The sequence below is a fragment of the Microbulbifer sp. MKSA007 genome (assembly GCA_032615215.1).
GTDB lineage: Bacteria > Pseudomonadota > Gammaproteobacteria > Pseudomonadales > Cellvibrionaceae > Microbulbifer.
The window spans coordinates 5,060,039-5,084,409 of record CP128433.1; the positions used below are offsets into that span (position 1 = coordinate 5,060,039).

Genomic DNA, 24,371 nt, shown 5'->3' on the forward strand with positions numbered 1-24,371 from the left:
TGGGGCCTCAGGGCCCTTTTCCATTCTCTAAAAAAATCAGTATTTAATTAAGAAATTTCTACGAATAAATTATTGAGAAAAATAGGTTAAAAGGCGGAGGGCATACTAAAAGCGGTAGGAAAAATTCAAACTCAGGGTACGCAGATGCCCGAGGTTAACACGTTCTATTTTGCCAATATTATTGTAGTTATACTCTAATGAAGTATCGAAATCCTGAGTCCACATAATTCGGTAACCCACTCCGGCATTCCAAAAAGTATCACTGCCACTGGCATCAATAATATAGATATATCGATCATCCGGATAAAATGGTGGGTATTCTCGATACCAATAGCCTCTTCTTATAACATTGTTCAAATCCACATCGGCATAATTATATCCCACCATCCAATAGAGACATTGAACGTGACAATTCAGGGTAAAATCAATTTTAAAATTTAAACCTACCTGATCTACTGTGACATGATTATCATCAAAATGTGACGCCCGCAGCTCAACTTGCCAGACTCCTACCGCCGGCGTAATTCCAAGGCTGACATAGCCAAAAGAATCCCGCTGCTTATTTAACTGCTGCTCGCCACTCCCAAAACCAACGGTACCGATAATCCGGTACTCTCCCGTGGCGACACCATCAAAAGGATTATTCGCCTCGAATCCATAACTGGTCGCAGCTATAAAAAAGGAAAGCAGGTAGACGGATAGCTTTATCATCGCCACTCACATCAAAAAGCCAGTCATCAAGTTCAAGCTCAGTGAATTATTTCAAGTTGTTTCTACATCAATAATGGCCCAGACGCCTCCTACAAAAGCCGGGTTTTTCTTCAGGTTGTCTACATCACCTGCTTGCGGCATTGGCTGTCCAGCCTGGCGGAGCTCTTCCAACCGCTGAAAAATCGTTTCAGCCATTTTTTGCAGGGTCCCCTCAAGGGTATCGGCATAGCAGTGGCAATGCGGCAGATCCGGTGCAATGGCACCAAATCCGGCATATTCAATATTGTGCACCACAACCGGGTAGCGCATTGAAAAATACTCTTATGTATTAGCTTTCCAAAGCGTAGACTGCTTTACATTTTACGGGGGAATTTGGCAAGGAAATTAGCTAATTAGCCGGGAAATAATATTTCGCGCGGGCACAGATTCAACACTATAAGTGACAGCACTGAGTAGGAAGAACTGCCGTATTCAAATTAAAACCTGCAGCACTACAGTTTTTCACACAAGAAAATATTTGGAATTTAGTTAACGGGGCATCCTACCTAATAGGGCCCGGCGGGAAAATAGCATGCTGTTATAGGTGCGCCGCAACGCAATATCATTTGCATCGACTGCATTGGAGAGGGCTTCAAAATGCCGCTGCAACCAGTTTATTTCCTCCTCCAGCTCCCGACGCAAACAGCGAATTTCACCTTTATCCTGGTTAAAGCGCAGATCGGGTCCAGACATCAGTGAGCCTCCTGAATTTGGAAATATCCAGATCCCCTTTAAAGCCTCCACCAGTGGTGGTGGAGGCACAAAAATACTCTCTATATGTTTACTGGCATCACACCCTAAGCAGCGGACTTATCCAGCAGTAGGGATTGCCAATCAAAAGAAGAATCGCCAATTACATAGAAAAAGGGATTCAGCAGAGAGTCTTTAGTGTTGTAGCGCAACAAATTAAACTCTTCGTCCACAACAATACCACCTGCTGCTTCAACTACAGCCTGAGCTGCCGCAGTATCCCACTCGCAAGTAGGAGCGAGACGCGGATACAAATCTGCTGCACCCTCAGCAACCAGGCATAATTTCAGCGAGGAGCCCATATTTTTGCACTCGACAGCTCCCAGTTCAGACTCGATACGTTGTACCAACTGGTCGACGGTGCCGGTTCCATGGCTGCGGCTGGCCACAAGTTCAACAACTTCACTATTATCCAGGCGCGGCTTCAGTGGACGTACCCGAATTTCAGTTTCGCCATTGGCATCGCGCTTAAAGGCTCCTTCGCCCTTGCAGCCGGCATAAGTGATATTCAGTACCGGTACGTAAACCACCCCCAAAACGGGCTCGCCATTTTCGATTAACGCGACATTTACGGTAAATTCACCGTTGCGTCGGATAAATTCTTTGGTGCCATCGAGCGGATCGACAATCCAGTAACGCTGCCACTGACTGCGCTCTTCGAACGAGGGCATTTCCTGCTCTTCTGATAAAACCGGTACTCCCTCGATAAGCTGTGCTAACGCCGGTTCCAGTACTTTGTGAGCGGCCAGATCTGCGGCAGTTACTGGGGAATCATCTTTCTTTGTCTCGACTTCCAACTCAGCGCTGTTGTGATAAACCTCGAGAATCGCTTCTCCCGCGCGTTTGCAGATCTCTATCACCTGCTCTAAAAGTGCTTTATCCATTACAACTCCATACTCTGTTAACTCACCATTATAAAGTCTTAGGCGGAGAAAAGGTCCTGAACGGACAGATAGCGCTCACCAGTGTCATAGCTGAATACCAGTACCCGGCTGCCCGCATCCATCTCCCCTTCGCGCTTTTTCAGGGCCGCAAGGCTGGCACCGGAGGAGATACCCACAAAAATTCCCTCTTTTAATGCGCAGCGACGCGCCATTTCAAAACTGTCTTCCTCACTCACCAAAACAGTACCGTCGAGTACTTCCGTATTGAGTACCTGGGGTACAAAGCCGGCGCCGATACCCTGCAAACGATGCAGGCCTTTTTCTCCACCGCTAATCACCGGTGATTTCTCCGGCTCTACCGCATAGACCTGTAATTTGGGAAAGTGCTCTTTTAAGACTTCACCACAACCCGTGATATGCCCGCCAGTACCCACACCGGTAATCATATAATCCAGCCCCTCAGGAAAGTCTGCCAAGATTTCCTTGGAGGTAACATCCCGGTGCACCTGGGCATTGGCGCGGTTATTAAATTGTTGGGGCATCCAGCTATTCGCATGTGAGGCCAATAACTCCTCCGCCTTAGCAATAGCACCGCCCATACCGCGCTCTTTAGGTGTAAGGACCAATTCTGCGCCCATTGCCTTCATGACCTGGCGACGCTCTACCGACATAGACTCCGGCATGGTCAGGATCAGGCGATAACCCTTCACGGCAGCAACCATCGCCAGTCCAATACCCGTATTACCAGAGGTCGGTTCGATTATTACCCCACCGGGCTGCAGGGCTCCACGACGCTCCGCATCCTCAATCATCGCCAAGGCAATTCGGTCCTTAATACTGCTGCCCGGATTAAAGCGCTCTACCTTCATCCAAACTTCTATATCGGGGCGAAAGAGGTGATTGATTCTTACGTGAGGGGTATTGCCGATTGTTTCCAGAATATTGGCCGCTTTCATCGGTGAGGCTCTCCATGACTAGTGCTCAAGGCAAACAACTGCCGGGCATGTATTTTCGATGCTCCATATTACCCCAGAAATGTCCCGCGGCCGGCACTGGAGAAAACTCAATTGGAATTAGAGAGTACAAGCTATCGATGATGCGGAGGAAAACCGTTAAATTGATGGGGAGGTATACAAAATAAAAATAAGGTAAGTACCTATGTCCGTAGAAAATTCCGCACCCCAGCACAACTTTCGCAATTACCTGGTACCGATGTTCCTGGCCAGTGCCACTTTATTCATCTTTCTGGATACCTGGAAGCTGGATAACTTGTGGATGCCCGCGCTAAAAGCGCTGCCGATACTGTGCCTAATGATGATTGCCAGACTGGAGCTGCGGGGCAAAACCCTGCTTTTCACTTTTCTAGCCCTCAGTTCCTCCGCCATCGGGGATGTACTCCTCGAAATGCAATTCCCCCAACACTTTGTGTTTGGACTGGGTGCTTTTCTTATTGCCCAGCTAATCTACGCGCTGGGCTTCCTGCGTTTTGCGGAGCCCCCCAATCGGCGCAACCTTATTCGGACACTGCCTATAGTGATTGCCGCACTGCTTTTGGCTCAAATTATCCTCCCTGCTGCTGGGGATTTAGCCCCGGCAGTATTAGCGTATCTGCTGGCTATCCTCGCCATGGCAGTCGCCGCCGCAATGCACAAGGGTGACGCCACCCTGCTACTTGCCGGGGCTGTCATCTTTATGGCTTCAGATACATTAATTGCTATTAACAAGTTCATCACCCCACTACCGCTAGCCGATGCCGCCATTATGCTCACCTACTACAGTGCGCAACTGTGTATCCTGTACGGAATCCGCCGCGCCCAGGCATAATGCAAACGATCCGGGAAGGCACTGGCAAGCCAACTAAACTTGTCTTCCCGCCCCATTTCAAAGAGGTACATAGCTCCCATGCTCGATTGGCGAAGTATCGATACCGTATTGCTGGACATGGACGGCACCCTGCTGGATTTGCATTACGACAATCATTTTTGGCTTACGCACCTGCCCAAGCGCTACGCAGAAGTCCACGGCTTTGACCCGCAGGAAGCCCAGCAGAAGCTCGAAGCTGAGATCAATGCCCGCCGCGGCACTCTGGAGTGGTACTGCCTGGACTTCTGGGCGGAAAAATTGGAGCTGGATATCCTCAGCATATTGCGCGAGATCGAGACCCGAATCGCCCTGCGCCCTCACACTGAGGCGTTTCTGAGCGGCCTGCAACAACTGCAAAAGCCCACCTACCTTGTGACCAATGCGCACCGTCAAGGGCTGGATCACAAGCTGGAGATCACCGGTATTGACCGCTGGTTTGACGGCATCATCTCCTCCCATGATTATGGACATGCCAAGGAGAGTGCCAATTTCTGGGACTCTCTGCGAGATAACCTGGAATTTGACCCGGAGAACACCCTGTTTGTCGACGATAACCAATCTGTTCTGAGCGCGGCCCAGGACTACGGTATCGCCCACCTATTGTGTATTCGCCAACCGGATAGCCGCGGGCCCAAACGGGAAATCACTAACTTCCCGGCGATCCATCATTTTGATGAGATCATGGCTTTTAACCGCAGCAGACTGGACACCGGGTCCGCCTGATTTCACAAGGAAACCATGGAAAAAGTACGTATCGATAAGTGGCTCTGGGCCGCGCGCTTCTTTAAGACTCGCAGTATTGCCAAGCAGGCGATCGAAGGTGGAAAAGTCCACGCCGATGGCCAGCGGGTCAAAGCCAGCAAGGAAGTCACTACCGGTGTCAAACTGAGCATCCGCCAGGGCTGGGATTTACTGGAAGTTGAAGTAATCGCTCTATCGGATCAGCGGCGCGGCGCCGAGATTGCGCGCACCTTATACCGCGAGACCGAAGACAGTATCGCCCGTCGGGAAAAAGAAAAAACCGAGCGACAGGCAGCCAATGCCGGGATACAACAGGAGCGACCCAATAAAAAGCAACGCCGCCAGATACACCGCTTCCTGCGGGAACAAGAGTAGACTCAGCAGACAAAAGTGGTGAAATTTCCGCCATTTCCCACTTTAGCTGCTAAACTGCCCCCACTTAACCGGATAGAAAACAGCCATGTTGAAACGACTGATCGCCATTTCCCTGCTGATTTTGCTCGGTACCCAAACCGCCCTAGCAGACAGCCGAGAACACGAGCAGCTCAAGCGCTCAATCATCAAGATTTACACCACCGCCGCCGCCCCGGATTATTTCAATCCCTGGGCCCTGCTCAACCCCAAGCAGCTGTCCGGTTCCGGTGCCGTCATCCGCAACCAGCAGATCCTGACCAACGCACACGTAGTGGCCAACGGCAGCTTTATCCAGGTACAGCGCCACGGCGATGCAAAGAAATTCCGCGCCCGAGTGAAATTTGTCTCCCACGATGCCGACCTCGCCCTGCTGACCGTCGATGACGAAAGCTTTTTCAACGATACCCGCCCCCTGGCCCTCGGAAAATTGCCCGACCTGCAGGAAGAGGTCACCGTCTACGGCTACCCAATTGGTGGCAAATCCCTTTCGATTACCCGCGGAGTACTCTCCCGCGTGGAGCACCAATATTATGCCCATGCGGAAAGTTACCTGATGGCGGGCCAGATAGATGCGGCCATCAACCCGGGCAACAGCGGCGGTCCGGTTATCTCCAATGGCCGCATCGTCGGCGTGGCCATGCAAACCAACCAGAGCGCTGAAAACCTGGGTTACTTTGTCCCCCCCAGCGTGATCGCTCATGTCTTAGAAGATGCCAAGGACAATGTGCACCAAGGGTTCCCCGAACTGGGACTGGTAACCCAGAGCCTGGAAAGCCCATCGATGAAAAAAGCGGCCGGTCTCGAGGAAGACCAGGATGGTGCCATGGTCGTTAAAGTGTTCGACAATTCCCCCGCAGCTGAAGTGTTTAAACCCGGCGATGTCCTGCTCGAAGTCGATGGCTTTAAAGTAGCGGCTGACCGGACTGTGGAATGGAGGGAAAACCAGCGCACCAACTACCACTATGCTGTGGACCGCCACCATGTCGGTGAACGTTTACCCGTGCGCTTCTCCCGCGATGGTAAAGAGCAGACCGCTGAGGTCACGCTGGCCGCAACACCTCCCTCACGCGCTATGGTGCTGGGAGAGCAATTTGACCGCCAGCCCCGCTACTATATCTACGGCGGTGTTGTCTTTGTGCCCCTGAATATGAACCTGATCAAACGCTGGGGCAAAAACTGGCACTCCAAGGCGCCTATTGACTACCTCTATGCCCGCAATCAATGGAGTGACGAGGAGCGCCGCGAGCTGGTCGTCGCCCTGAAAGTACTGCCCGCCAATGTGAACCTCGGTTACCACGACTGGAAGAACTGGATTATCGACTCAGTAAATGGCCACAGCATCAAGGACTTCGACGAGTTCGCTCAATTGATGGAAGGCAACAAACGGGACTTTGTAGATTTGCGCGACCGCTCCGGTTATCGGATGGTCTTGGATGCGGCAGAGGCCCAGGAGCAGCAGCCTCTGATACTGCAGACCTACCATATCCCCCAGCGCCATTCACAGGGGTTGTTCAGCCAGCTGGCCAATAAAGAAGAATAAACATCGGGAGAGGCAAAGGATGCCCATAAAGTTACTGTACTTATCCAGCATTTTTGGCGGTCTGCTCCTGACCGCCAATGTTAATGCAGGGGAACTGTATCGCTGGGTCGACGACGATGGCCGGGTGCACTTTGGTGACCGCCCCCGGCCCACGCAGAGGCCAAGGATATTTCTGGCAACCTGACCCCCATTAATTCTGCCGATGCCACCACAGCACCCAGACGCAGCCAATCGGAACAGCCGCGGAATATCGAACAACAATACCAGGAGCGCTTAAATCGTGAAGCGCAGGAAAGACAACAACAAAGAGACAAGGCCTGTAGCAAGGCCCGCAAAAACCTAAAAATATTACAGGGCCGGGTCGTATTTTTTGACGACAATGGCAAGGAAGTACGCCGCACAGAGCGGGAGCGCGAACAGATGGCACTCGACTATCAACGCCAGGTCAACCTCTATTGCGGATAAGTTAGCCGGCCCCCAGGGGCGCGGCTTCCCCCATTACTCAGCGACAGCTACCATTTAGGCATATCCACCTCTAAAATCCTGCGGTTTTAATACCGAGAGCCCCCGACCTATGTCCGATCAGCTGGAACGCTTTATTTTCTCCAAACACGATATTCGCGGACAGGTGGTGACACTTACTGATTCCTACCGCGATGTACTGGAACACAACCCACTGCCTACACCAGTAGCCCGCCTGCTAGGGGAGTTCCTCACTGCAGCCAGCCTGCTTTCAACCACACTGAAGTTCGAAGGTGTCCTGAGCCTCCAGGCCCGTGGCGAAGGCGATGTGCCGATGATTATGGCGGAGTGCACTCACCACAGCGACCTGCGCGGCATCGCCCGAGTTGCCGAGGGTGCACAAATCGACGAAAACGCCACCCTGCGCGATATGATCGGCCCCCGTGGAGCCCTGGCCATTACCCTTGAGCCAAAGCGCGGTGAGCGCTATCAAGGTGTGGTTCCCATGGAGCAGGACAACCTGGCCGGCTGCCTGGAAGACTACTTTAAGCAATCGGAACAGCTGGCTACCCGCGTATGGCTGGAAAGCAGTGACAATACCGTCGCCGGTCTTATGTTACAGATTCTGCCAGGCAATAATGCCGCCACAGAAGAAGAAAATCAGGACGCCTGGGAAACAGCGATTCACTTGGCGGAGACCGTAACTGACGAGGAGTTATTTACCGTTCCCCACCCAGAGCTGATTCACCGCCTATTCCACCAATTGGAGCCGGCAACCCTGGGTACCGACACTATTCGCTTCAAGTGCAGCTGCTCGAGAGAGCGCAGCGCCCGGGCGCTGGTTTCCCTGGGTGCAGAGGATGTCTACCGCCTGCTGGAAGAGCAGCATGGTGAGATTATCGCGGACTGCCAATTCTGTAACACCCAGTACCGCTTTGACCGGGATCAAATTGAGTCGCTCCTCAACGCTCCCCCCACACTCTTCACTAATTCGCGCAGGGCTGCGCAACCGCCGAATCCTCAGCGCAGCCCTGCCACCTGCCCCTGTTAAATTCAGAAAAAGAATAATCAAGAATCAGGCCATAAATTGCATGAATTTAAGCCGACATTATTTTCCATGACAGCGCTGTCATTGACTACAAAATAGCCATAGTTGGTATCCGCATATTTTGAATTTTGCAATAATGCGCCCCCAAAATTTTCTACGGCTGTCTAAACCTCGGGCAGCCCCATTTTATTTACTGTCCAACTTTCACGGGTATTCCACGAATGGCACAGATCGACGACTCCGCGATGGTCTTCAAGAACCTATCACCGGCACAATTGGTAGAGCAGGCTCTGACGCGCGGCGAGGGCAAGCTGTCAGATACAGGCGCTCTGGTGACTGAAACCGGCGCACGCACCGGTCGCTCCCCGGCTGACCGCTTTGTTGTAGAAGAGCCCTCCACTGCCGACAGCATCGCCTGGGGCAACGTCAACCGTCCTTTCCCGCAGGATAAGTTTGACGCCCTGTGGGATCGTGTAGAGGCTTTTGTTGCCGGTCACGATACTTTTGTTCAGCACCTGCATGTGGGCCAGGATGAAGATCACTACTTGCCAGTGGTAGTGACCACCCAAACTGCATGGCACAACCTGTTCGGCCGCAACATGTTTATCCGCGCCGAAAAGTACAACCCCAAGTCCAAGGAAGAGTGGCAAATCCTGCACGCTCCTCACTTTGTCTGTGAGCCCGAGCGCGATGGCACCAACTCCGAAGGCTGCGTAATTATCAACTTCGGTCAGCGCAAAGTACTGCTGGCCGGTATGCGCTACGCCGGCGAAATGAAGAAGGCCATGTTCTCCGTACAGAACTTCCTACTGCCGGAAAAAGACGTGATGCCCATGCACTGCGCGGCTAACGTCGGCGAAGATGGCGATACCTGCCTGTTCTTCGGCCTGTCCGGTACCGGCAAGACCACCCTGTCCGCAGATCCCGAGCGCTACCTGATCGGTGACGATGAGCACGGCTGGACCAAGGGTGCCGTCTTCAATATGGAAGGTGGCTGCTACGCGAAAACCATCGACCTGAGCCAGAAAAATGAGCCGGTAATCTGGGATGCCATCCGTTTCGGTGCCATCGTTGAAAACGTGGTAACCAACGATCACGGCACTGCTGACTACTGCGACACCAGCCTGACTGAAAACGGTCGCTGCTCCTACCCGCTGGAGCACGTCGAAATGCGTCAGCTGGAAAACCGCGCTGGCGAGCCGAAGAACGTTATCTTCCTGACTTGCGATGTATCCGGTGTACTGCCACCGGTATCCATCCTCTCCAAAGAGGCTGCGGCTTACCACTTCCTGTCTGGCTACACCGCCCGCGTAGGCTCCACCGAACTGGGCGCAGAGGCCGGTATCCACCCGACTTTCTCCACCTGCTTTGGCGCGCCGTTTATGCCCCGTGCACCGCGCGAATACGCAGACCTGCTGATGAAGCGCATCGAAGAGTTCGGCTCCAAGGTCTACCTGGTAAACACCGGTTGGACCGGCGGCTCCGGCGACAACGGCAAGCGCTTCCCGATTCCGGTAACCCGCTCTGTCGTTGCCGCTATCCAGAGCGGCGCCCTGGAAGACGTTGCCACTGAGCACCTGGATGCCCTGAACCTGGATATCCCGATGGAAGTGCCCGGCGTGGACAAGTCTTACCTGAACCCTCGTGAAGCCTGGGCTGACAAAGCTGCTTACGACGATCAGGCAGGCAAGCTGGCCAAGCTGTTCGCCGAGAACATTGAGAAGTTCAATGTCAGCGAAGACGTTAAAAATGCAGGCCCTAAAGCCTAAGTAGAGGTTGTCGGGCACAGTGCGCTGTCCGTGACCCAAAAGCCGCTGCTCCCCCAGGAGCGGCGGCTTTTTTTGTGGCTGATCCCAAGCCCGCAGCCCGTCGATTTTTGCGGCTATAGTGAGTAAACAGGCGCCGACGATTTTAGCGTCGGAGGAAAAACTCTCTCAGCAGCAATCGCGAGCACTATGTCCGCAGGTAACTCGTTTACTCGCTTCGAAACTCTGTTCCCACACAAGCCGCCCGGGCAAAGAGTCAATCGGGTGGTCGTCAGTGCCCTCACTTTAATACTCAGTGCCATCCTGTTTACCCTCTGGCTCTATCTATTCCTCTCCTCGCAAGAGAAGTCCTATGTCGAACAGCGTGGCTATCGCCTCGCCAACGAGGAGACCTTTAACAAATTCCTGCGAGAGGGCAGTAACCGCTCCAGCGTACAAGCACTCAATCAATTGCTTCGGGACCGGGGTGTCGCCGAGGTTTTTCCTATTCGTGATCTTCTGCGACAGGGGGGACTGGCTGGAACTGGGGGAACCCCCATTCGCCATACCACCCAGGGACCAGTGGTCCAATATTGTGAAAACCCTCACCCTGGTACGAGACCAGGTAATACCGCTAATTGGCCCTGTCACTGTGGTTTCCGCTTACCGCACTGATGCCTACAACCGAAAACTTGCGACCGAAGACCAGCCCCGCCACCGTGACTTTTGCGGGCTGGACTTAATTCCGAATTCCAATATCGGTAAAAACGAACTCGCTGAAGAGCTAAGCACACTGCACGCACGCCTCGGTCCCGATAGCAATGTCGGGATGGGCCTGATTGACGATGTCCTGTTTCATGTCGATACCTGTGGCTATCGCACCTGGTAATTGAGGGAGCTGCCCGATGGTTATGCAAAGTAACAAAGAATACGTAGAAATCGGCCAGCGTCAACTGCGCCGGCGGATCATCATCATTGGGGCAATCGCACTGGCGATTCTCACCGGTCTATTTGTTTTTACTTACGAACGAGCGCGCGAGGCTGATGACCGGGTGAAATCCCCTATCGATATCCTCCCGCTGCTAATGATCCCGGAGGTTTACGATATCCAGGGCTATCCGGCAGCTTCCGAGAGGGCATTCAGCCGCTTCCTGAGCAAAGGCAATAACCATGCACGCTTTACTCAACTCAAAAAATTCCTGCGCTCCAACCGGGTTGAACAGGTTGTGCAACCCTATGAGCTATTGCGTCAGGGCAGTGACTGGCAGGATTTGGACGAACCCGCATTCGCCATCCCTCCCAAGGAGCTCTGGTGGGGCATCGTAAATACTCTGCGGGTAATCGAGCGGGAAATAGTGCCCCGCGTCGGCCCGGTAACAGTGGTCTCCGGGTGGCGCACAGTGGATTACAACCGTAAGGCCGGGGGTTCCAAGGGAAGTAAACATCTGCATTTCTGCGGGCTGGATATAGTTCCGAAAAAGAAGTTCTCCCGAGAGCAATTGGTGCCCGTACTGAGGGATATCCACAAGCGCAACGGCCGCGAGTGGCAAATGGGCCTCGGAATCTATCGGGGCATTCGATTTCACGTGGATACGTGCGGATATAGGCGCTGGTAAAACCCCACTGCATCTGCTTAGATAGAGCAAAAATTAGGCGCCCTACCACTGGGCTGCCGAAAGAGAAGCAGAGGAAGTCGCAGTGCAAGAAAAACTGGAAAGGCGCTCATTTATATTGACCTTGTTATTGGTCAGCGTAGCTTTTTTACTCCTAATAAAACCCTTCTTTACCCCTATTTTTTGGGCTTGTGCCACCGCACTGATTTTCTACCCCGTGTACCGTCTGCTGATGCAGCGCTTTCCCAATTCGCCTAATTTAATGGCTCTGCTAACCCTGTTTATGTGTATCGTTCTATTGGTGATACCCGTATTGGTAGTGGCCACCTCTTTTATTAATGAAGCGGTAACTCTGTATCACCGGATCCAGGAAGGACAAATTGATGTTTCTAAATCCTTTGAGCAGATTCGCAGTGCTTTCCCCAGGGTTAACAGCACGCTCGAGAGTATTGGCGTGGATGTCGAGGAGGCCAAGCAGCGCCTGATGGGTGGAGTGATGAATGCCGGTAGCTTCGTCGCAAAAAATGCGATTGAGGTCGGACAGAATACTGTTAACTTTTTCGTTATGTTGGGCTTAATGCTCTACCTCACCTTCTTTCTGATTCGCGATGGTGAAAGACTGGTAAACCTGATTATCCACGCCCTGCCACTGGGTGATGAGCGCGAGCACCTTTTGTTGGCAAAGTTCGCTGAAGTCACTCGCGCAACCATCAAAGGAAATCTGGTAGTCGCTATTACCCAGGGCGGCTTGGGCGGAATTATTTTCTGGGTGCTGGGCCTACCGGCACCGGTGCTTTGGGGTGTTTTAATGACCCTGTTGTCATTATTGCCCGCCGTCGGTGCCGCATTGATCTGGTTCCCCGCTTCTATCTACCTCTATGCTATTGGCGAACCCATGAAGGCAACGATTTTACTCGCCTATGGTTTCACCGTGATCAGCTTGGTAGATAACCTGTTGCGCCCAATATTGGTGGGTCGAGACACAAAACTCCCTGACTATTTAGTGCTTTTCTCCACTGTCGGCGGTCTGTTTATGTTTGGAATCAGTGGCTTTGCGATAGGGCCTCTGCTCGCTGCATTATTCCTCGCCTTTTGGGAGATTTTTATGCGTGAGTTTGTGCATCCCGAAGATGTCTTAATGCCACAAAAACCTGAAGATCTTTAACCTGTTCCCCGGGGCGGAAAAGCCTTAATTCCGCCCCACCCAATTAATATGCAAAGTCAGCTCGCACAACAGCTCAGTGGGCAGCCTCCTGTAGCTCTTTCAGCTGCAAATTGAGATCGCTCATCGGCGACTGATCAACCAACAGTGCTCCCTCATTTGCCCGATCCAAATCCGCCACCAGTAAAATCACTGTTGAGAAAGTCAGGGCCAAAGCTATAACTACCTGGGCAGATCCCCCGCGACTTATCCCCAACTGGTATCCAATTGCCAGCATCGCCAAAATGGTCATAAAGTACAGGGAGAGCCAGAGTGGACCCGGTATACGGTATTGCAGCCCAACCACAACCCTGGCACGGTGCAGATCTACCATCCCGTTAACCTGCTCGGCAAACTGGCGTAAATAATCGGCATTGTAATCCTGTGCGATATGCGCCTCGATCAAACGCCAAAGAGCCTGGTGAATTTCCTCACTGCGAGCTACATCTTCCGGAGTGACGGCGATTGATGGGTCAATATCCCTGAGATTTGCATATTCAGCTATTAGGTCTCGCGCCTTATCCTGCTTATCAAATTGCAAAAAGCTCGCATTTAAATATGCGGCCTGGATGGTATTGACCTCCTGCAACAGCAATGCCTTGCGCTCATTAAATCGGTCGGCTGTCATATCAAGGAATCTCTGAATAACTCCGTGATACCTCTGGCATGCAGAGCGGTTCTCAATCAAGGCGCGGCTTCGCAGGAATGTCCAGACCTTTCAAGAAGTCGCAACGCGGAGTGTGAATCGCTCTGCAAGCCCCGAAGGCGGGCCTTGAAGGCCACAGCTGCTGCGTTGCAGCTCTTGCAAAGGACTGAGCCATTCGCGGCGAGCTGCGCCTAACATCTGCAGCCTTCAAGACCCGCAGAGGCATTACGGAGTTATTCAGAGGTTCCTTAGGTAAATGCCAAAACGAATGCGACTAGGCCCAAAGTGGCAGAGTATAGAAAAGGCTGTCAAAGCGCATTTAAGCCCCTGCAAAACGGCAAGTCCATAACGGTGCATTGACGCACCAATATTCTTACTTTGGCGCATAAAGCATAGCAGTTATAGCTGAGCTATTGGCCAGTTAGACCTTAGGGCAGTAGCATAGGCGTATCGGTAAACTACAAGGGAAATATTCGTGAAATATCTGCTGACTTTCTTAATTACGGCGTTTATCAGCCTTCCCACCCTCGCTCTGGAAGTTGGTGAAATGGCGCCAAATTTCACTCTCAAGGGGTCTGATGGCCAAACCCACACATTGGCGGACCTCCAGGGAAAAAGCGCTGTTGTGATCGCCTGGTTTCCCAAGGCATTCACCCGTGGCTGCACCATAGAATGTAAATCGCTCGCCCAAAACGGTCACTTGATCAAAGATTATGAAGTCACTTACTTTATGGCCAGTACAGATGATCTTGACGATAACACTCGATTTGCTGAAGAGAGCGAAGCGGACTTCCCGTTACTCAGCGACCCCACCGGTGAAACGGCTAAAGCGTACGATGTACTTATTCCCGTAATGAATATCGCCCGTCGCGTTACCATTTATATCGGTAAAGATGGACGAATTAAAAAAATTGACAAAGATATTAAACCGGCAACCAGCGCAGAGGATATAGCGCGAACGCTTGGTGAATTGGGTGTTAAAAAGGCGTCAGCCTGAAAATAAATAGTCCGGAGTGACTAAATATATGGTGGAATAGCCCAGTGCTCTATTGGGCTATTGGGAATCAATGACAAAAGATATCCCAAAACAGCAATCCCGCCCTTCAAATTCATCCAACCACTTGCAGACATTCAACGTAACCTCTCCTCGGCTGGATTTATCGACATACTCTTGCAGGTGCTCGGGTTTCCCTGAGGAAAAAACCCGATCATCCGCAGCTTTTAATGCATCAGCATTATTTGACCAAGGAAGTTCCCGGTCTGTCTTACCAGTCACTTCACCACCGGCCAATTGACATATTTGGCGATTACCCCATAGATATACGCCTGTTTGATCTTTAACCCAAAATAAAAATGGAACCTCGGCAACTACTTTCAGTTCATCAGCAGTCATATCGTCTCAATCATCTAAATACCAGCAATTAACTCTAATTTTAGCAGGCAATAACAACATCACTCAGGATTCTATACATAGCTGCATTTTCAAGTTTATTCGCTGAAACCAAAAATAAATAAATATTAATAGATGACTGTTAGCAAAAAACTCAACCATGAACAAAAAAATTAAGAGCGGACTGATAATGAAATATGAGTGGATTTCAAGTAGGTCTTTCCATCGTGTTTGGTAAGACCTCACTGTTATTTACTCTCCACCAATTTCCAATTCTTTTAACTTACGTGTCAGAGTATTTCTACCCCAGCCCAACAGATCAGCAGCATCGCGTTTGCGCCCAGCTGTATGCTTAAGGGCAATTTCTATTAACGCTTTTTCAAATGCGGGGACAGCCTCATTTAAAATCTCGCGCTGCCCAGAGGATAGGGCCTGGTCGGCCCACAGACGCAGAGCTTTTTGCCAGTCTGTCGGTGTTTCTGTCGTCGCGCCCTGCTGATGCAACTCCTGTGGCAAATCTTCAATATGTACCTCGCGTCCGGAGGCCATTACGGTAATCCAGCGGCAGGTATTTTCCAGTTGTCGCACATTACCGGGCCAATCCAGCCCAGAGAGATATTCCTCAGTTTCCTTGGTTAGGATCTTTGACTCCACCCCCAGATCTTTTGCCGCAGCATTAAAGAAATGCCTCACCAATCGCGGAATATCCTCACGGCGATCCGCGAGTCTTGGAATATGGATGCGAATAACATTCAGGCGGTGAAACAGGTCCTCGCGAAATTTATGCTGACATACCAACTCTTCCAGATCCTGGTGAGTCGCCGCAATAATACGCACATCCACTTTGACCGGGGTGTGGCCACCGACACGGTAAAATTCACCATCAGCCAACACGCGCAATAACCGGGTTTGCGTATCTGCGGGCATATCACCAATTTCATCTAGAAACAGGGTGCCACCATTGGCCTGTTCAAAACGTCCGGCACGCTGGGAGCTGGCACCGGTAAAGGCCCCTTTTTCATGGCCAAATAATTCAGACTCCATCAGGTCCTTGGGTATAGCCGCCATGTTCAATGCAATAAATGGCTTATCCCTGCGCGGACTGTGATTGTGCAGAGCCTGCGCCACCAACTCCTTACCGGTACCGGATTCACCGTTGATTAAAACCGTAATGTTGGAATGAGACAAACGGCCAATCGCACGGAAAACCTCCTGCATCGCCGGCGCTTCTCCAATGATTTCTTTACTACCCTGACCATTTTCCGGCTCAACCCGTTCTTCAGCACTCTGTTCGCTAGCGTGCATCAATGCGCGCCGGGTTACCGCTACGGCTTCATCAATATCAAATGGCTTGGGCAGGTATTCAAAGGCTCCCCCTTGGTAAGCAGCTACCGCGCTATCCAGGTCCGAGTGCGCAGTCATAATAATTATCGGCAGGCTCGGTCGTTCAGCCTGGAAACGCTGCAACAATTTAAAGCCATCGGAGCCCGGCATGCGGATATCACTGATTACTACATCCGGTGAATCGCTATAGAAATCATCCAGGGCGCAGTCGCCACTCTCGTAACACTGGGTATCAATTCCCTCACGCGATAGCGCTCTCTCCAGCACCCAGCGGATTGATCTGTCGTCGTCAATAATCCAAACGCGATTACTCATTCTCTAGGTTCCTGTATTAGCTAATTCGGTAGTCAGGGGCAGATAAATTTGGAAAATGCTACGGCCGGGTTGGCTGTCACACTTAATCAGCCCCTTGTGCTGATTAATAATGTTCTGGGAAATTGAAAGTCCAAGACCTGAACCCTCGGCGCGGCCGGAGATCATCGGGAAGAATATCCGCTCGCGAATATCCTCCGGTATGCCCGGGCCGTTATCTTCAATTTCTATACGGCAGACCAATGGGCAATTGCGGCGGCCAATGGTGAATTGGCGCTGGATACGCGTGCGCAATACCATCTCCCCACTACTGAGGCCAATACTTTCATCGATGGCTTGCATGGCGTTGCGGGCAATATTAAGCAGCGCCTGAATCAATTGTTCGCTATCGGCGGGGACATCGGGAATAGACGGATCGTAGTCCCTGCGAATTTGAAGCTCACCGATACACTCAGCATCCAGCAACTGGGCAACCCGCTCCAGAACCTCGTGCACATTAACCGGTTGCAGTACTACCGGCTGGCGTGGTCCCAATAAACGGTCAACCAGATTGCGCAGGCGATCCACTTCCTCGATGATAATCTGTGTATATTCGTCTAATTCCCGGTCCGGCAACTCGCGCTGCAATAGTTGTGCAGCCCCGCGGATACCACCGAGGGGGTTCTTGACCTCATGGGCCATACCGCGAACCAGGTTTCGTGTCGTTTCCTGGGCACTGAGCAGCGCGTCTTCCCTGGCAATTCGCAACAGGCGATCCATCGGCTGCACTTCCACAAGTAGCACAGAAAACTCGGGGACCGGGCTGACTGAGTAATCCACGGTCCGGGTTTCAAGATTGTTCAACCTCCAACTGGCCCGGCGCACTGTATACTTCTCATTTTTGCGCAATGCTTCCCGCATAGCCTCATAGGCAGTGGGAGATTCTCGCACCACCTCCTCCAACTTCGAGCCTTTAACTCGAGTACTGGAGGCGGCCAACAAGTCCTCAGCGGCATTGTTCAGATAGCAAAGCGATAAGTTTTCATCCAGCACCAATACTGCGGATGTCAGGCTATCGAGTAATTGGCGCAATTGGCGATCATTCAGCATTCACAAAATTTCCGATTCATTCCGAGGCTCTGACCAAGCTCCCTTTGGTCACCCCCAGCAAACTAGCGCTGTATCTAGTCAGTGCAAAAAGCAAACCAAAATGGCGCATAAGCTGGCATTTGTAGGCGGAAGCAGCTTCAACCGGACACAATCAGTGCGCGATTAGCAACAACGGCATTGCGAGTATTCAGTCTCAGAAATAGGATGCCGCCGACTACAGAGAGAATGCACCATTAAGGTGCATGGGTCAAAAAACAGGCAGGCGGGCTTTAGACTGAAGTAAGGGGTAGCGGGAGCTTTGCACTCCCTCAAACATTCACCCCCGAGCTATCGGGCGCTTGACATGAATTGTGATCGTTTGCGACTGGGCTAATACTTGCCCTTTGGGCCCTAGCAGAACCGCCTTGAGCGTATGGGTACCGCGGACCAGGGCGGAGATATCCAGGGAGTTACCAGCCGAACTTCCCTGCCAGCGCTGCCCATCAATAACCGCATAAAAGCTAGCGCCCTCTGGATAATTGGGGGCCACATCCACCTGAAGCGCTATCAGTGTCTGCCCTGGCGGAATAGTCGCCTCATTAATTGGACTCACAATTCGAATCGATACCGGCCCCAACTCTCCATCATCACTTTTGGGCGACAGCTTTCTTGTGGGCAGCTGGCGGGGCAGCGCAATTGGCTGAATATTGATTGGGGCTAAATCCACTTTCTCTGAGTTGCCATTTGCCGGTGGTGTATCGCTAAAACTGACCTGGCCATCGGGCCCAACCACTTTGTAGATCGCGCCAGCCTCTTCATTCTCTTGAGAAGCCGCAACTGCCACCAGAGGCATTGCGAGTAACAGGGCCTTTAATTGCCAAAACCTTGCCATAGTGTTTTCGACCGCAGGGCGGACGCTCCTTTCTTCCCAGATCGGGCCAATGGGATATTCCTGAGCCTCCGCATAGCGGCACTCAATTCACTTCCACTGACAGTGTACTCGCAATAAAAAAGCCCGCACCAGGGTGGCGCGGGCTTTTCGAGAACAGCTCGACGGCATCATCGTGATGCCGGTCGCCATTACACGGAGTAGTACATATCGAACTCAACCGGGTGAGTGGTCATGTTCAGGCGCTCTACTTCTTCACGCTTCAGCTCGATGTAGGCATCGATAGCATCGTTAGTGAATACACCACCGGCTGTCAGGAACTCGCGATCCTGATCCAGAGCATCCAGGGCGCCTTCCAGGCTGGAAGCGACAGTCGGGTACTCAGCCAACTCTTCCGGCGGCAGATCGTACAGGTCCTTGTCCGCAGCATCGCCAGGGTGGATCTTGTTCTTGATACCGTCGAGACCCGCCATCAGCAGTGCGGCGAAAGACAGGTATGGGTTGGCGGTCGGGTCCGGGAAGCGAGTCTCGATGCGCTTGCCTTTCGGGGAGGGCACGAAAGGAATACGGATAGACGCAGAGCGGTTACGCGCAGAGTAAGCCAGGATTACCGGCGCTTCGAAGCCAGGTACCAGACGCTTGTAAGAGTTGGTGGAAGCGTTGCACAGCGCGTTCAGGGCGCGAGCATGCTTAACGATACCGCCGATGTAGTACAGAGCAGCTTCGGACAGACCAGCGTAGGCGTCACCGGCAAACTGGTTTACGCCATCCTTGCTAAAGGACTGGTGAACGTGCATACCGGAACCGTTATCGCCAACCAGCGGCTTGGGCATAAAGGTCGCGGTCTTGCCGTAGGCGTGGGCAACGTTGTGTACAGCGTACTTGAGGATCTGTACTTCGTCCGCTTTCTTAGTCAGGGTGTTGGCGGCAACGCCGATCTCACACTGGCCAGCAGTACCCACTTCGTGGTGATGCACTTCTACGCGCAGGCCCATCTGTTCCATCGCAGAACACATTGCGGCGCGAACGTCGTGCAGGGAATCCACCGGAGGAACCGGGAAGTAACCGCCTTTAACGCCGGGACGGTGACCAATATTGCCTTCTGCAAAGTTGTGACCTGAGGACCAGGCTGCTTCTTCGGAGTTGATCTTGTAGAAGGCGCCGCCCATTTCGGCACCCCAGGTGATGTCGTCGAATACGAAGAACTCGGGCTCGGGACCGAACAGAGCGGTGTCACCCAGACCAGTGGACTTCAGGTATTCCTCAGCGCGCAATGCGATGGAGCGAGGATCTCGCTCGTAACCCTGACCGGTAATTGGGTCGACGATGTTACAGCGAATGATAACAGTGCTCTCATCGGTGAAGGGGTCGAGGAAAGCGGTCTCGTCGTCCGGCATCAGGATCATGTCGGATTCGTTGATGCCCTTCCAACCGGCGATGGAAGAACCATCGAACATTTTGCCTTCTTCAAAGAACTCACCGTCAACTTCCGACGCAGGGATGGAAACGTGTTGTTCTTTACCCTTGGTATCGGTAAAGCGCAGGTCTATCCATTTCGCTTCACTTTCATTAATCAAACCGAGCGTTTTCGCTGACATTGCAGTCCTCCAGGTCTTGAAAAGTAATTGGTCGCTATGCCTTGCTGTCGCTGCCGGCATTCACTCTCTACCTGGCGTGAAATAAAGCAAGGAGTGTGCCAAATTAGGGCAATCGCCTCATAGTCCCGGTTGGCGCCGGTGCGAGCCCCAGCAAAGTGCTGACGCAGCCAGGATAGATGTATTGTGGCCGAGCAGCCACATAAATACGCACCAAAATAGAACATATTTGTTCTCGCTTCGCCCGCAAACAGTGCACAACCAACTTGGCTCTGGCTAGTTTATAATGCCGCACCTTCTATCAACATGCGGTACCCCACAGATTCCCATGCACTTTGTCGTCAAGTTTTTTCCAGAGATCACCATCAAGAGCAACCCTGTGCGCAAGCGCATGTCGCGCCAGCTCAAGGACAACCTGCAGCGCCTGCTGCGCCAGCTGGACGACCGTATCCAGGTGCGAAAGGATTGGGAAAAGATCGATGTGATCGCGCCCGATGCTGTGTCCCACCTGGGTGGACGTATCGAAGAGGTGCTCTCTCACACCCCCGGCATCGCCAACTTCTCCCGCGTGCGCCAGTTCCCCCTGGGTGACCTGCACGACATGTACGAGAAAACCCTGTCGGTTTGGGGCGCAGCCCTGAAAGACAAGACTTTCTGTGTACGGGTTAAACGCACCGGCAAACACGACTTCCAGTCTCTGGATGTGGAACAGTATGTGGGTGGCGGCCTCAACAAGAATACCGAGGCATCCGGAGTCAAACTGAAAAACCCCGACATCACCGTTAAGCTGGAGATCCGCCACGACAAGCTCAACGTGATCGAAGAGCAGCATCCCGGCCTGGGCGGCTTCCCCCTGGGCACGCAAGACCCGGTTTTGTCACTGGTCTCCGGTGGCTTCGACTCTACCGTGGCCAGTTACATGACCATGAAGCGCGGTATCCGCACCCACTTCCTGTTCTTCAACCTGGGCGGACGCCAGCACGAGCTGGGCGTGAAAGAAGTCGCCTACTATCTGTGGAACAAATACGGCGCTTCCCACCGGGTGCGCTTTATCACCGTGCCGTTTGACGAAGTAGTGGCAGAGATTCTCGAGCGGGTCGACGACTCCAATATGGGCGTTATTTTGAAGCGCATGATGCTGCGCGCCGCCGATGTGATCGCCAAGGAACTGGAGGTGGACGCCGTAGTCACCGGTGAAGCCATCGCCCAGGTTTCCAGCCAGACCCTGAAAAATCTGTCGGTGATCGACAGTGTTACCAATACCCTGGTATTGCGCCCACTGATCACCACCGACAAGACCGATATTATCCGCACCTCCCGGGCCATCGGCACTGAAGAGTTCGCCGCCAATATGCCGGAATACTGCGGCGTTATCTCGGTAAAACCCACCACCCGCGCCAAGATTGAAAAAGTGGAGTCCGAGGAAAACCGCTTCGATTTCACCGTCCTCGATCGCGCTATCAGCAATCGGGTGATGCAAAATATTGATCAGGTGATCGAAGAAGTCGATGGCGAAGCACCGGATGTGGAGATCCGCGAAGAGCCGGGCAGCGCTGTGGTTATCGATATCCGCCACCCGGATGAGGAGGAGTTGGATCCACTGGAGCTTGGCTGTGAGGTGCAGACTATTCCTTTCTACCGTCTCAACAACAGCTTTGCCCACCTGGACCAAGAGCGTGAGTACCTCCTGTATTGCTCCAAAGGCGTTATGAGCCGCCTGCACGCCTCACACCTGTTGGACGAAGGTTTTCGCAATGTGGGCGTGCTGCGCCCGCTGATTCCCCACAGACCGGAAACCATTAAGAAGTAACTTCTGCTCAAGGCGCGGGCAATTACCGCCCGCGCGGGTTTTAAAGCGATCAGCGCCCCGGGGCGGTGATTTTTTACTCAAAATCACTCCCAATTGTCATGCGGCCCCCCTATAATCGCCGCCTTTGGCCGGAATGCTGCTGTAGAAACCCCGCAGGCCCCCGCCCCGACTTACCAAGATTTAACGCCCAGAGGCCCCCAGTGATAGAGAATCTGCGCAATATTGCGATTATCGCCCACGTAGACCATGGCAAAACCACCCTTGTGGACAAGCTGTTGTCCCAGTCCGGCACTCTCGACCGCCGCGACGAAGGCGCCGAGCGCGTCATGGACTCCAACGATCAAGAGCGTGAGCGTGGCATCACCATCCTGGCGAAGAACACCGCTATCCGCTGGAATGACTACCGCATCAATATTGTCGACACCCCTGGGCACGCCGACTTCGGCGGCGAGGTAGAGCGCGTACTGTCCATGGTGGATTCAGTTCTGCTGCTCGTAGACGCAGTAGATGGCCCCATGCCGCAGACCCGCTTCGTAACCCAGAAGGCATTTGAGCAGGGCCTCAACCCGATCGTGGTGATTAACAAGATCGACCGCCCCGGCGCTCGCCCCGACTGGGTGATGGATCAGGTATTCGACCTGTTCGACAGCCTCGGCGCCACCGACGAACAGTTGGACTTCCCGGTTGTCTACGCCTCCGCCCTGAACGGCATCGCCGGTCTCGACGACACCGACCTGGCCGACGATATGACGCCGCTGTTCCAGATGATTGTGGACAAGGTTGAGCCCCCGAAGGTTGACCCCACCGGCGCCTTCCAGATGCAGGTTTCCGCTCTGGACTACTCCAGCTACGTAGGCGTAATCGGCGTTGGCCGTATCACTCGCGGTACCCTGAAGCCGAACCAGCAAGTGGTAGTTCTCGATCGCGAGGGCAACTCGCGCAAAGCCAAGGTCCTGCAGGTTATGGGTTACCTCGGCCTGGAGCGTGTAGAAGTGGAGCAAGCCAGTGCTGGCGATATCGTGTGTATCACCGGTGTGGGTGAGCTAAATATCTCCGATACCCTGTGCGATCTGGATACTCCAGAAGCCCTGCCCGCCCTGAGCGTGGACGAGCCCACCGTAAGCATGACCTTCCAGGTCAACGACTCCCCCTTTGCTGGCCAGGACGGCAAGTTCGTTACCTCGCGCAACATCAAAGAGCGTCTTGACCAGGAGCTGATTCACAACGTGGCCCTGCGTGTAGAGCAAGGCGACTCTCCTGATAAGTTCAAGGTTTCCGGCCGAGGCGAATTGCACTTGTCTGTCCTGATCGAATCCATGCGCCGAGAAGGTTTCGAGCTGGGCGTTTCCCGCCCCGAAGTGGTGCAGAGAGAGGTCGACGGAGAGATCCACGAGCCTTATGAAGAAGTGGTTATCGATGTTGAGGAACCCCATCAGGGGCCCATTATGGAAGAGCTGGGCCTGCGCAAGGCCGATCTCACCAATATGGAGCCCGATGGCAAAGGTCGCGTGCGCCTAACCTTTATCGTGCCCTCGCGCGGCATGATCGGCTTCCGCTCCCAATTCCTTACCATCACCAGTGGTTCTGGCATTATGACCAGTATCTTCGACCACTACGGTCCGGTGAAGCAGGGTGAGGTGGCCAAGCGCATCAACGGTGTACTGGTTTCCATGGTCAAGGGCAAAACCCTCGCCTATGGTCTGTTCGCACTGCAGGATCGTGGTCGCTTGTTCCTGGGCCACGGCGAAGAGGTCTACGAAGGCCAAATCGTCGGTATTCACTCCCGTGGCAACGACCTGGTAGTAAACCCTACCAAGGCCAAACAGCTCACTAATGTGCGCGCGTCAGGTACTGACGATGCGCTCACTCTGTCACCACCCATTCGTCACACCCTTGAGCAGGCTCTGGAATTCATCGAAGACGATGAATTGGTAGAGGTGACTCCCAACTTTATCCGCCTGCGCAAGAAAATTTTGCAGGAAAATATGCGCAAGCGTGCGAAGAAATAATTAGTATTTTCTTCAACTTTAAAAAGGGCCCTCTGGGCCCTTTTTTGTTTTTGCCATATCATGACATCTTCAATCCCTGAAGAGGGACAATCAAAAACTTCTCCGTAGCAACATTCCATAGTAAAGAGGTGATTGATTAACTCGACAGAAGCCGTGCTGCACTAAACTGCAGGGAGGCTGCCTGCAAGAGGCCGTAAATATCGCTCGCCAGAATCCGGTATTTTTTTCCAATCTCTTACCCCAAAAAGAAAATTTATCTTCTTTTGATATTAAATAATCGACCATTTTTATCGTTTA

General features: G+C 52.8%; 25 protein-coding genes. 14 read left to right on the forward strand and 11 right to left on the reverse strand.

The features are described from left to right. Positions 1 to 105 precede the first annotated feature (105 nt). The 5 genes from QT397_25475 to cysK all read right to left on the reverse strand — a co-directional run bounded on the left by QT397_25475 (position 106) and on the right by cysK (position 3,340). Positions 106 to 711, reverse strand: coding sequence for an outer membrane beta-barrel protein (locus QT397_25475; GenBank protein ID WNZ56150.1), 606 nt, complete (start codon positions 709 to 711; stop codon positions 106 to 108). Between the two features lie 51 nt (positions 712 to 762). Continuing rightward, positions 763 to 1,020, reverse strand: a complete 258-nt coding sequence (locus tag QT397_25480) for a type II toxin-antitoxin system HicB family antitoxin (protein ID WNZ56151.1) — start codon at positions 1,018 to 1,020, stop codon at positions 763 to 765. Between the two features lie 219 nt (positions 1,021 to 1,239). Next, positions 1,240 to 1,443, reverse strand: coding sequence for a hypothetical protein (locus QT397_25485; GenBank protein WNZ56152.1), 204 nt, complete (start codon positions 1,441 to 1,443; stop codon positions 1,240 to 1,242). 104 nt (positions 1,444 to 1,547) lie between these two features. Then, the gene (gene cysQ, locus QT397_25490; GenBank protein ID WNZ56153.1) at positions 1,548 to 2,384 is read right to left on the reverse strand and encodes a 3'(2'),5'-bisphosphate nucleotidase CysQ; all 837 of its coding nucleotides are present in this window, start codon (positions 2,382 to 2,384) and stop codon (positions 1,548 to 1,550) included. Positions 2,385 to 2,422: 38 nt separating this feature from the next. Then, positions 2,423 to 3,340 (reverse strand): cysteine synthase A, encoded by a 918-nt coding sequence (cysK, locus tag QT397_25495; GenBank protein ID WNZ56154.1) that lies wholly within the window; start codon positions 3,338 to 3,340, stop codon positions 2,423 to 2,425. Between the two features lie 202 nt (positions 3,341 to 3,542). On the opposite strand from cysK, the gene QT397_25500 reads away from it, so the two are divergent. The 11 genes from QT397_25500 (at position 3,543) to QT397_25550 (ending at position 12,975) form a co-directional block, all read left to right on the forward strand. Further along, positions 3,543 to 4,208: a lysoplasmalogenase gene (locus QT397_25500; protein ID WNZ56155.1), complete on the forward strand. Its 666-nt coding sequence runs from the start codon at positions 3,543 to 3,545 to the stop codon at positions 4,206 to 4,208. Positions 4,209 to 4,286: 78 nt separating this feature from the next. Beyond that, positions 4,287 to 4,970 (forward strand): GMP/IMP nucleotidase, encoded by a 684-nt coding sequence (yrfG, locus tag QT397_25505; protein ID WNZ56156.1) that lies wholly within the window; start codon positions 4,287 to 4,289, stop codon positions 4,968 to 4,970. Positions 4,971 to 4,985: 15 nt separating this feature from the next. Beyond that, entirely contained in the window at positions 4,986 to 5,363 is a 378-nt protein-coding gene (locus tag QT397_25510) for a S4 domain-containing protein (protein WNZ56157.1), read from the forward strand. Positions 5,364 to 5,448: 85 nt separating this feature from the next. After that, entirely contained in the window at positions 5,449 to 6,942 is a 1,494-nt protein-coding gene (locus QT397_25515; protein ID WNZ56158.1) for a serine protease, read from the forward strand. A 19-nt stretch (positions 6,943 to 6,961) separates the two neighbouring features. Continuing rightward, positions 6,962 to 7,126, forward strand: a complete 165-nt coding sequence (locus QT397_25520) for a DUF4124 domain-containing protein (GenBank protein ID WNZ56159.1) — start codon at positions 6,962 to 6,964, stop codon at positions 7,124 to 7,126. Positions 7,127 to 7,516: 390 nt separating this feature from the next. Then, on the forward strand, positions 7,517 to 8,455 hold the full coding sequence (hslO, locus tag QT397_25525) for an Hsp33 family molecular chaperone HslO (protein WNZ56160.1): 939 nt from the start codon (positions 7,517 to 7,519) through the stop codon (positions 8,453 to 8,455). A gap of 218 nt (positions 8,456 to 8,673) precedes the next feature. Continuing rightward, entirely contained in the window at positions 8,674 to 10,221 is a 1,548-nt protein-coding gene (locus QT397_25530) for a phosphoenolpyruvate carboxykinase (protein WNZ56161.1), read from the forward strand. A gap of 186 nt (positions 10,222 to 10,407) precedes the next feature. After that, positions 10,408 to 10,872 carry a hypothetical protein gene (locus QT397_25535; GenBank protein ID WNZ56162.1) on the forward strand — a complete coding sequence of 155 codons (465 nt, stop codon included), beginning with the start codon at positions 10,408 to 10,410 and terminating at the stop codon, positions 10,870 to 10,872. Then, positions 10,850 to 11,086 carry a hypothetical protein gene (locus QT397_25540; protein ID WNZ56163.1) on the forward strand — a complete coding sequence of 79 codons (237 nt, stop codon included), beginning with the start codon at positions 10,850 to 10,852 and terminating at the stop codon, positions 11,084 to 11,086. The genes QT397_25535 and QT397_25540 overlap by 23 nt, the downstream gene beginning before the upstream one ends. A gap of 16 nt (positions 11,087 to 11,102) precedes the next feature. Beyond that, positions 11,103 to 11,813: a D-Ala-D-Ala carboxypeptidase family metallohydrolase gene (locus QT397_25545; protein ID WNZ56164.1), complete on the forward strand. Its 711-nt coding sequence runs from the start codon at positions 11,103 to 11,105 to the stop codon at positions 11,811 to 11,813. Positions 11,814 to 11,895: 82 nt separating this feature from the next. Continuing rightward, positions 11,896 to 12,975, forward strand: coding sequence for an AI-2E family transporter (locus tag QT397_25550; protein WNZ56165.1), 1,080 nt, complete (start codon positions 11,896 to 11,898; stop codon positions 12,973 to 12,975). 73 nt (positions 12,976 to 13,048) lie between these two features. On the opposite strand, the gene QT397_25555 is transcribed toward QT397_25550, so the two are convergent. Beyond that, positions 13,049 to 13,639, reverse strand: a complete 591-nt coding sequence (locus QT397_25555; protein WNZ56166.1) for a hypothetical protein — start codon at positions 13,637 to 13,639, stop codon at positions 13,049 to 13,051. 493 nt (positions 13,640 to 14,132) lie between these two features. On the opposite strand from QT397_25555, the gene QT397_25560 reads away from it, so the two are divergent. Continuing rightward, the gene (locus QT397_25560; GenBank protein ID WNZ56167.1) at positions 14,133 to 14,654 is read left to right on the forward strand and encodes a redoxin domain-containing protein; all 522 of its coding nucleotides are present in this window, start codon (positions 14,133 to 14,135) and stop codon (positions 14,652 to 14,654) included. Positions 14,655 to 14,711: 57 nt separating this feature from the next. Here the strand turns inward: QT397_25560 and QT397_25565 are convergent, their stop codons facing one another. The 5 genes from QT397_25565 to glnA form a co-directional block, all read right to left on the reverse strand. Continuing rightward, positions 14,712 to 15,050: a PAS domain-containing protein gene (locus QT397_25565; GenBank protein ID WNZ56168.1), complete on the reverse strand. Its 339-nt coding sequence runs from the start codon at positions 15,048 to 15,050 to the stop codon at positions 14,712 to 14,714. 249 nt (positions 15,051 to 15,299) lie between these two features. Beyond that, the gene (ntrC, locus tag QT397_25570) at positions 15,300 to 16,706 is read right to left on the reverse strand and encodes a nitrogen regulation protein NR(I) (protein WNZ56169.1); all 1,407 of its coding nucleotides are present in this window, start codon (positions 16,704 to 16,706) and stop codon (positions 15,300 to 15,302) included. A gap of 3 nt (positions 16,707 to 16,709) precedes the next feature. Next, a complete protein-coding gene (glnL, locus tag QT397_25575) occupies positions 16,710 to 17,792 on the reverse strand; it encodes a nitrogen regulation protein NR(II) (GenBank protein WNZ56170.1) in 1,083 nt (360 codons plus the stop codon). A 316-nt stretch (positions 17,793 to 18,108) separates the two neighbouring features. Continuing rightward, positions 18,109 to 18,663, reverse strand: a complete 555-nt coding sequence (locus QT397_25580) for a DUF4124 domain-containing protein (GenBank protein ID WNZ56171.1) — start codon at positions 18,661 to 18,663, stop codon at positions 18,109 to 18,111. A 188-nt stretch (positions 18,664 to 18,851) separates the two neighbouring features. Further along, entirely contained in the window at positions 18,852 to 20,258 is a 1,407-nt protein-coding gene (gene glnA / locus QT397_25585) for a glutamate--ammonia ligase (protein WNZ56172.1), read from the reverse strand. Between the two features lie 325 nt (positions 20,259 to 20,583). Here glnA and thiI point away from each other — a divergent pair, with 325 nt between their 5' ends. Further along, positions 20,584 to 22,065, forward strand: a complete 1,482-nt coding sequence (gene thiI / locus QT397_25590) for a tRNA uracil 4-sulfurtransferase ThiI (protein WNZ58601.1) — start codon at positions 20,584 to 20,586, stop codon at positions 22,063 to 22,065. 200 nt (positions 22,066 to 22,265) lie between these two features. Next, positions 22,266 to 24,074: a translational GTPase TypA gene (gene typA / locus QT397_25595; protein WNZ56173.1), complete on the forward strand. Its 1,809-nt coding sequence runs from the start codon at positions 22,266 to 22,268 to the stop codon at positions 24,072 to 24,074. The last annotated feature ends 297 nt before the right edge of the window (positions 24,075 to 24,371 follow it).

What these genes read in the sequence shown, in the direction of transcription:
- glnL (WNZ56170.1), bottom strand. Translation starts at nt 17,792, where the DNA reads ATGCTGAATGATCGCCAATTGCGCCAATTACTCGATAGCCTGACATCC.
- QT397_25530 (WNZ56161.1), top strand. Translation starts at nt 8,674, where the DNA reads ATGGCACAGATCGACGACTCCGCGATGGTCTTCAAGAACCTATCACCG.
- thiI (WNZ58601.1), top strand. Translation starts at nt 20,584, where the DNA reads ATGCACTTTGTCGTCAAGTTTTTTCCAGAGATCACCATCAAGAGCAAC.
- QT397_25485 (WNZ56152.1), bottom strand. Translation starts at nt 1,443, where the DNA reads ATGTCTGGACCCGATCTGCGCTTTAACCAGGATAAAGGTGAAATTCGC.
- glnA (WNZ56172.1), bottom strand. Translation starts at nt 20,258, where the DNA reads ATGTCAGCGAAAACGCTCGGTTTGATTAATGAAAGTGAAGCGAAATGG.
- QT397_25480 (WNZ56151.1), bottom strand. Translation starts at nt 1,020, where the DNA reads ATGCGCTACCCGGTTGTGGTGCACAATATTGAATATGCCGGATTTGGT.
- QT397_25545 (WNZ56164.1), top strand. Translation starts at nt 11,103, where the DNA reads ATGGTTATGCAAAGTAACAAAGAATACGTAGAAATCGGCCAGCGTCAA.
- QT397_25515 (WNZ56158.1), top strand. Translation starts at nt 5,449, where the DNA reads ATGTTGAAACGACTGATCGCCATTTCCCTGCTGATTTTGCTCGGTACC.
- yrfG (WNZ56156.1), top strand. Translation starts at nt 4,287, where the DNA reads ATGCTCGATTGGCGAAGTATCGATACCGTATTGCTGGACATGGACGGC.
- QT397_25580 (WNZ56171.1), bottom strand. Translation starts at nt 18,663, where the DNA reads ATGGCAAGGTTTTGGCAATTAAAGGCCCTGTTACTCGCAATGCCTCTG.
- cysQ (WNZ56153.1), bottom strand. Translation starts at nt 2,384, where the DNA reads ATGGATAAAGCACTTTTAGAGCAGGTGATAGAGATCTGCAAACGCGCG.
- QT397_25500 (WNZ56155.1), top strand. Translation starts at nt 3,543, where the DNA reads ATGTCCGTAGAAAATTCCGCACCCCAGCACAACTTTCGCAATTACCTG.
- QT397_25520 (WNZ56159.1), top strand. Translation starts at nt 6,962, where the DNA reads ATGCCCATAAAGTTACTGTACTTATCCAGCATTTTTGGCGGTCTGCTC.
- hslO (WNZ56160.1), top strand. Translation starts at nt 7,517, where the DNA reads ATGTCCGATCAGCTGGAACGCTTTATTTTCTCCAAACACGATATTCGC.
- QT397_25565 (WNZ56168.1), bottom strand. Translation starts at nt 15,050, where the DNA reads ATGACTGCTGATGAACTGAAAGTAGTTGCCGAGGTTCCATTTTTATTT.
- ntrC (WNZ56169.1), bottom strand. Translation starts at nt 16,706, where the DNA reads ATGAGTAATCGCGTTTGGATTATTGACGACGACAGATCAATCCGCTGG.
- cysK (WNZ56154.1), bottom strand. Translation starts at nt 3,340, where the DNA reads ATGAAAGCGGCCAATATTCTGGAAACAATCGGCAATACCCCTCACGTA.
- QT397_25535 (WNZ56162.1), top strand. Translation starts at nt 10,408, where the DNA reads ATGTCCGCAGGTAACTCGTTTACTCGCTTCGAAACTCTGTTCCCACAC.
- QT397_25475 (WNZ56150.1), bottom strand. Translation starts at nt 711, where the DNA reads ATGATAAAGCTATCCGTCTACCTGCTTTCCTTTTTTATAGCTGCGACC.
- QT397_25555 (WNZ56166.1), bottom strand. Translation starts at nt 13,639, where the DNA reads ATGACAGCCGACCGATTTAATGAGCGCAAGGCATTGCTGTTGCAGGAG.
- QT397_25510 (WNZ56157.1), top strand. Translation starts at nt 4,986, where the DNA reads ATGGAAAAAGTACGTATCGATAAGTGGCTCTGGGCCGCGCGCTTCTTT.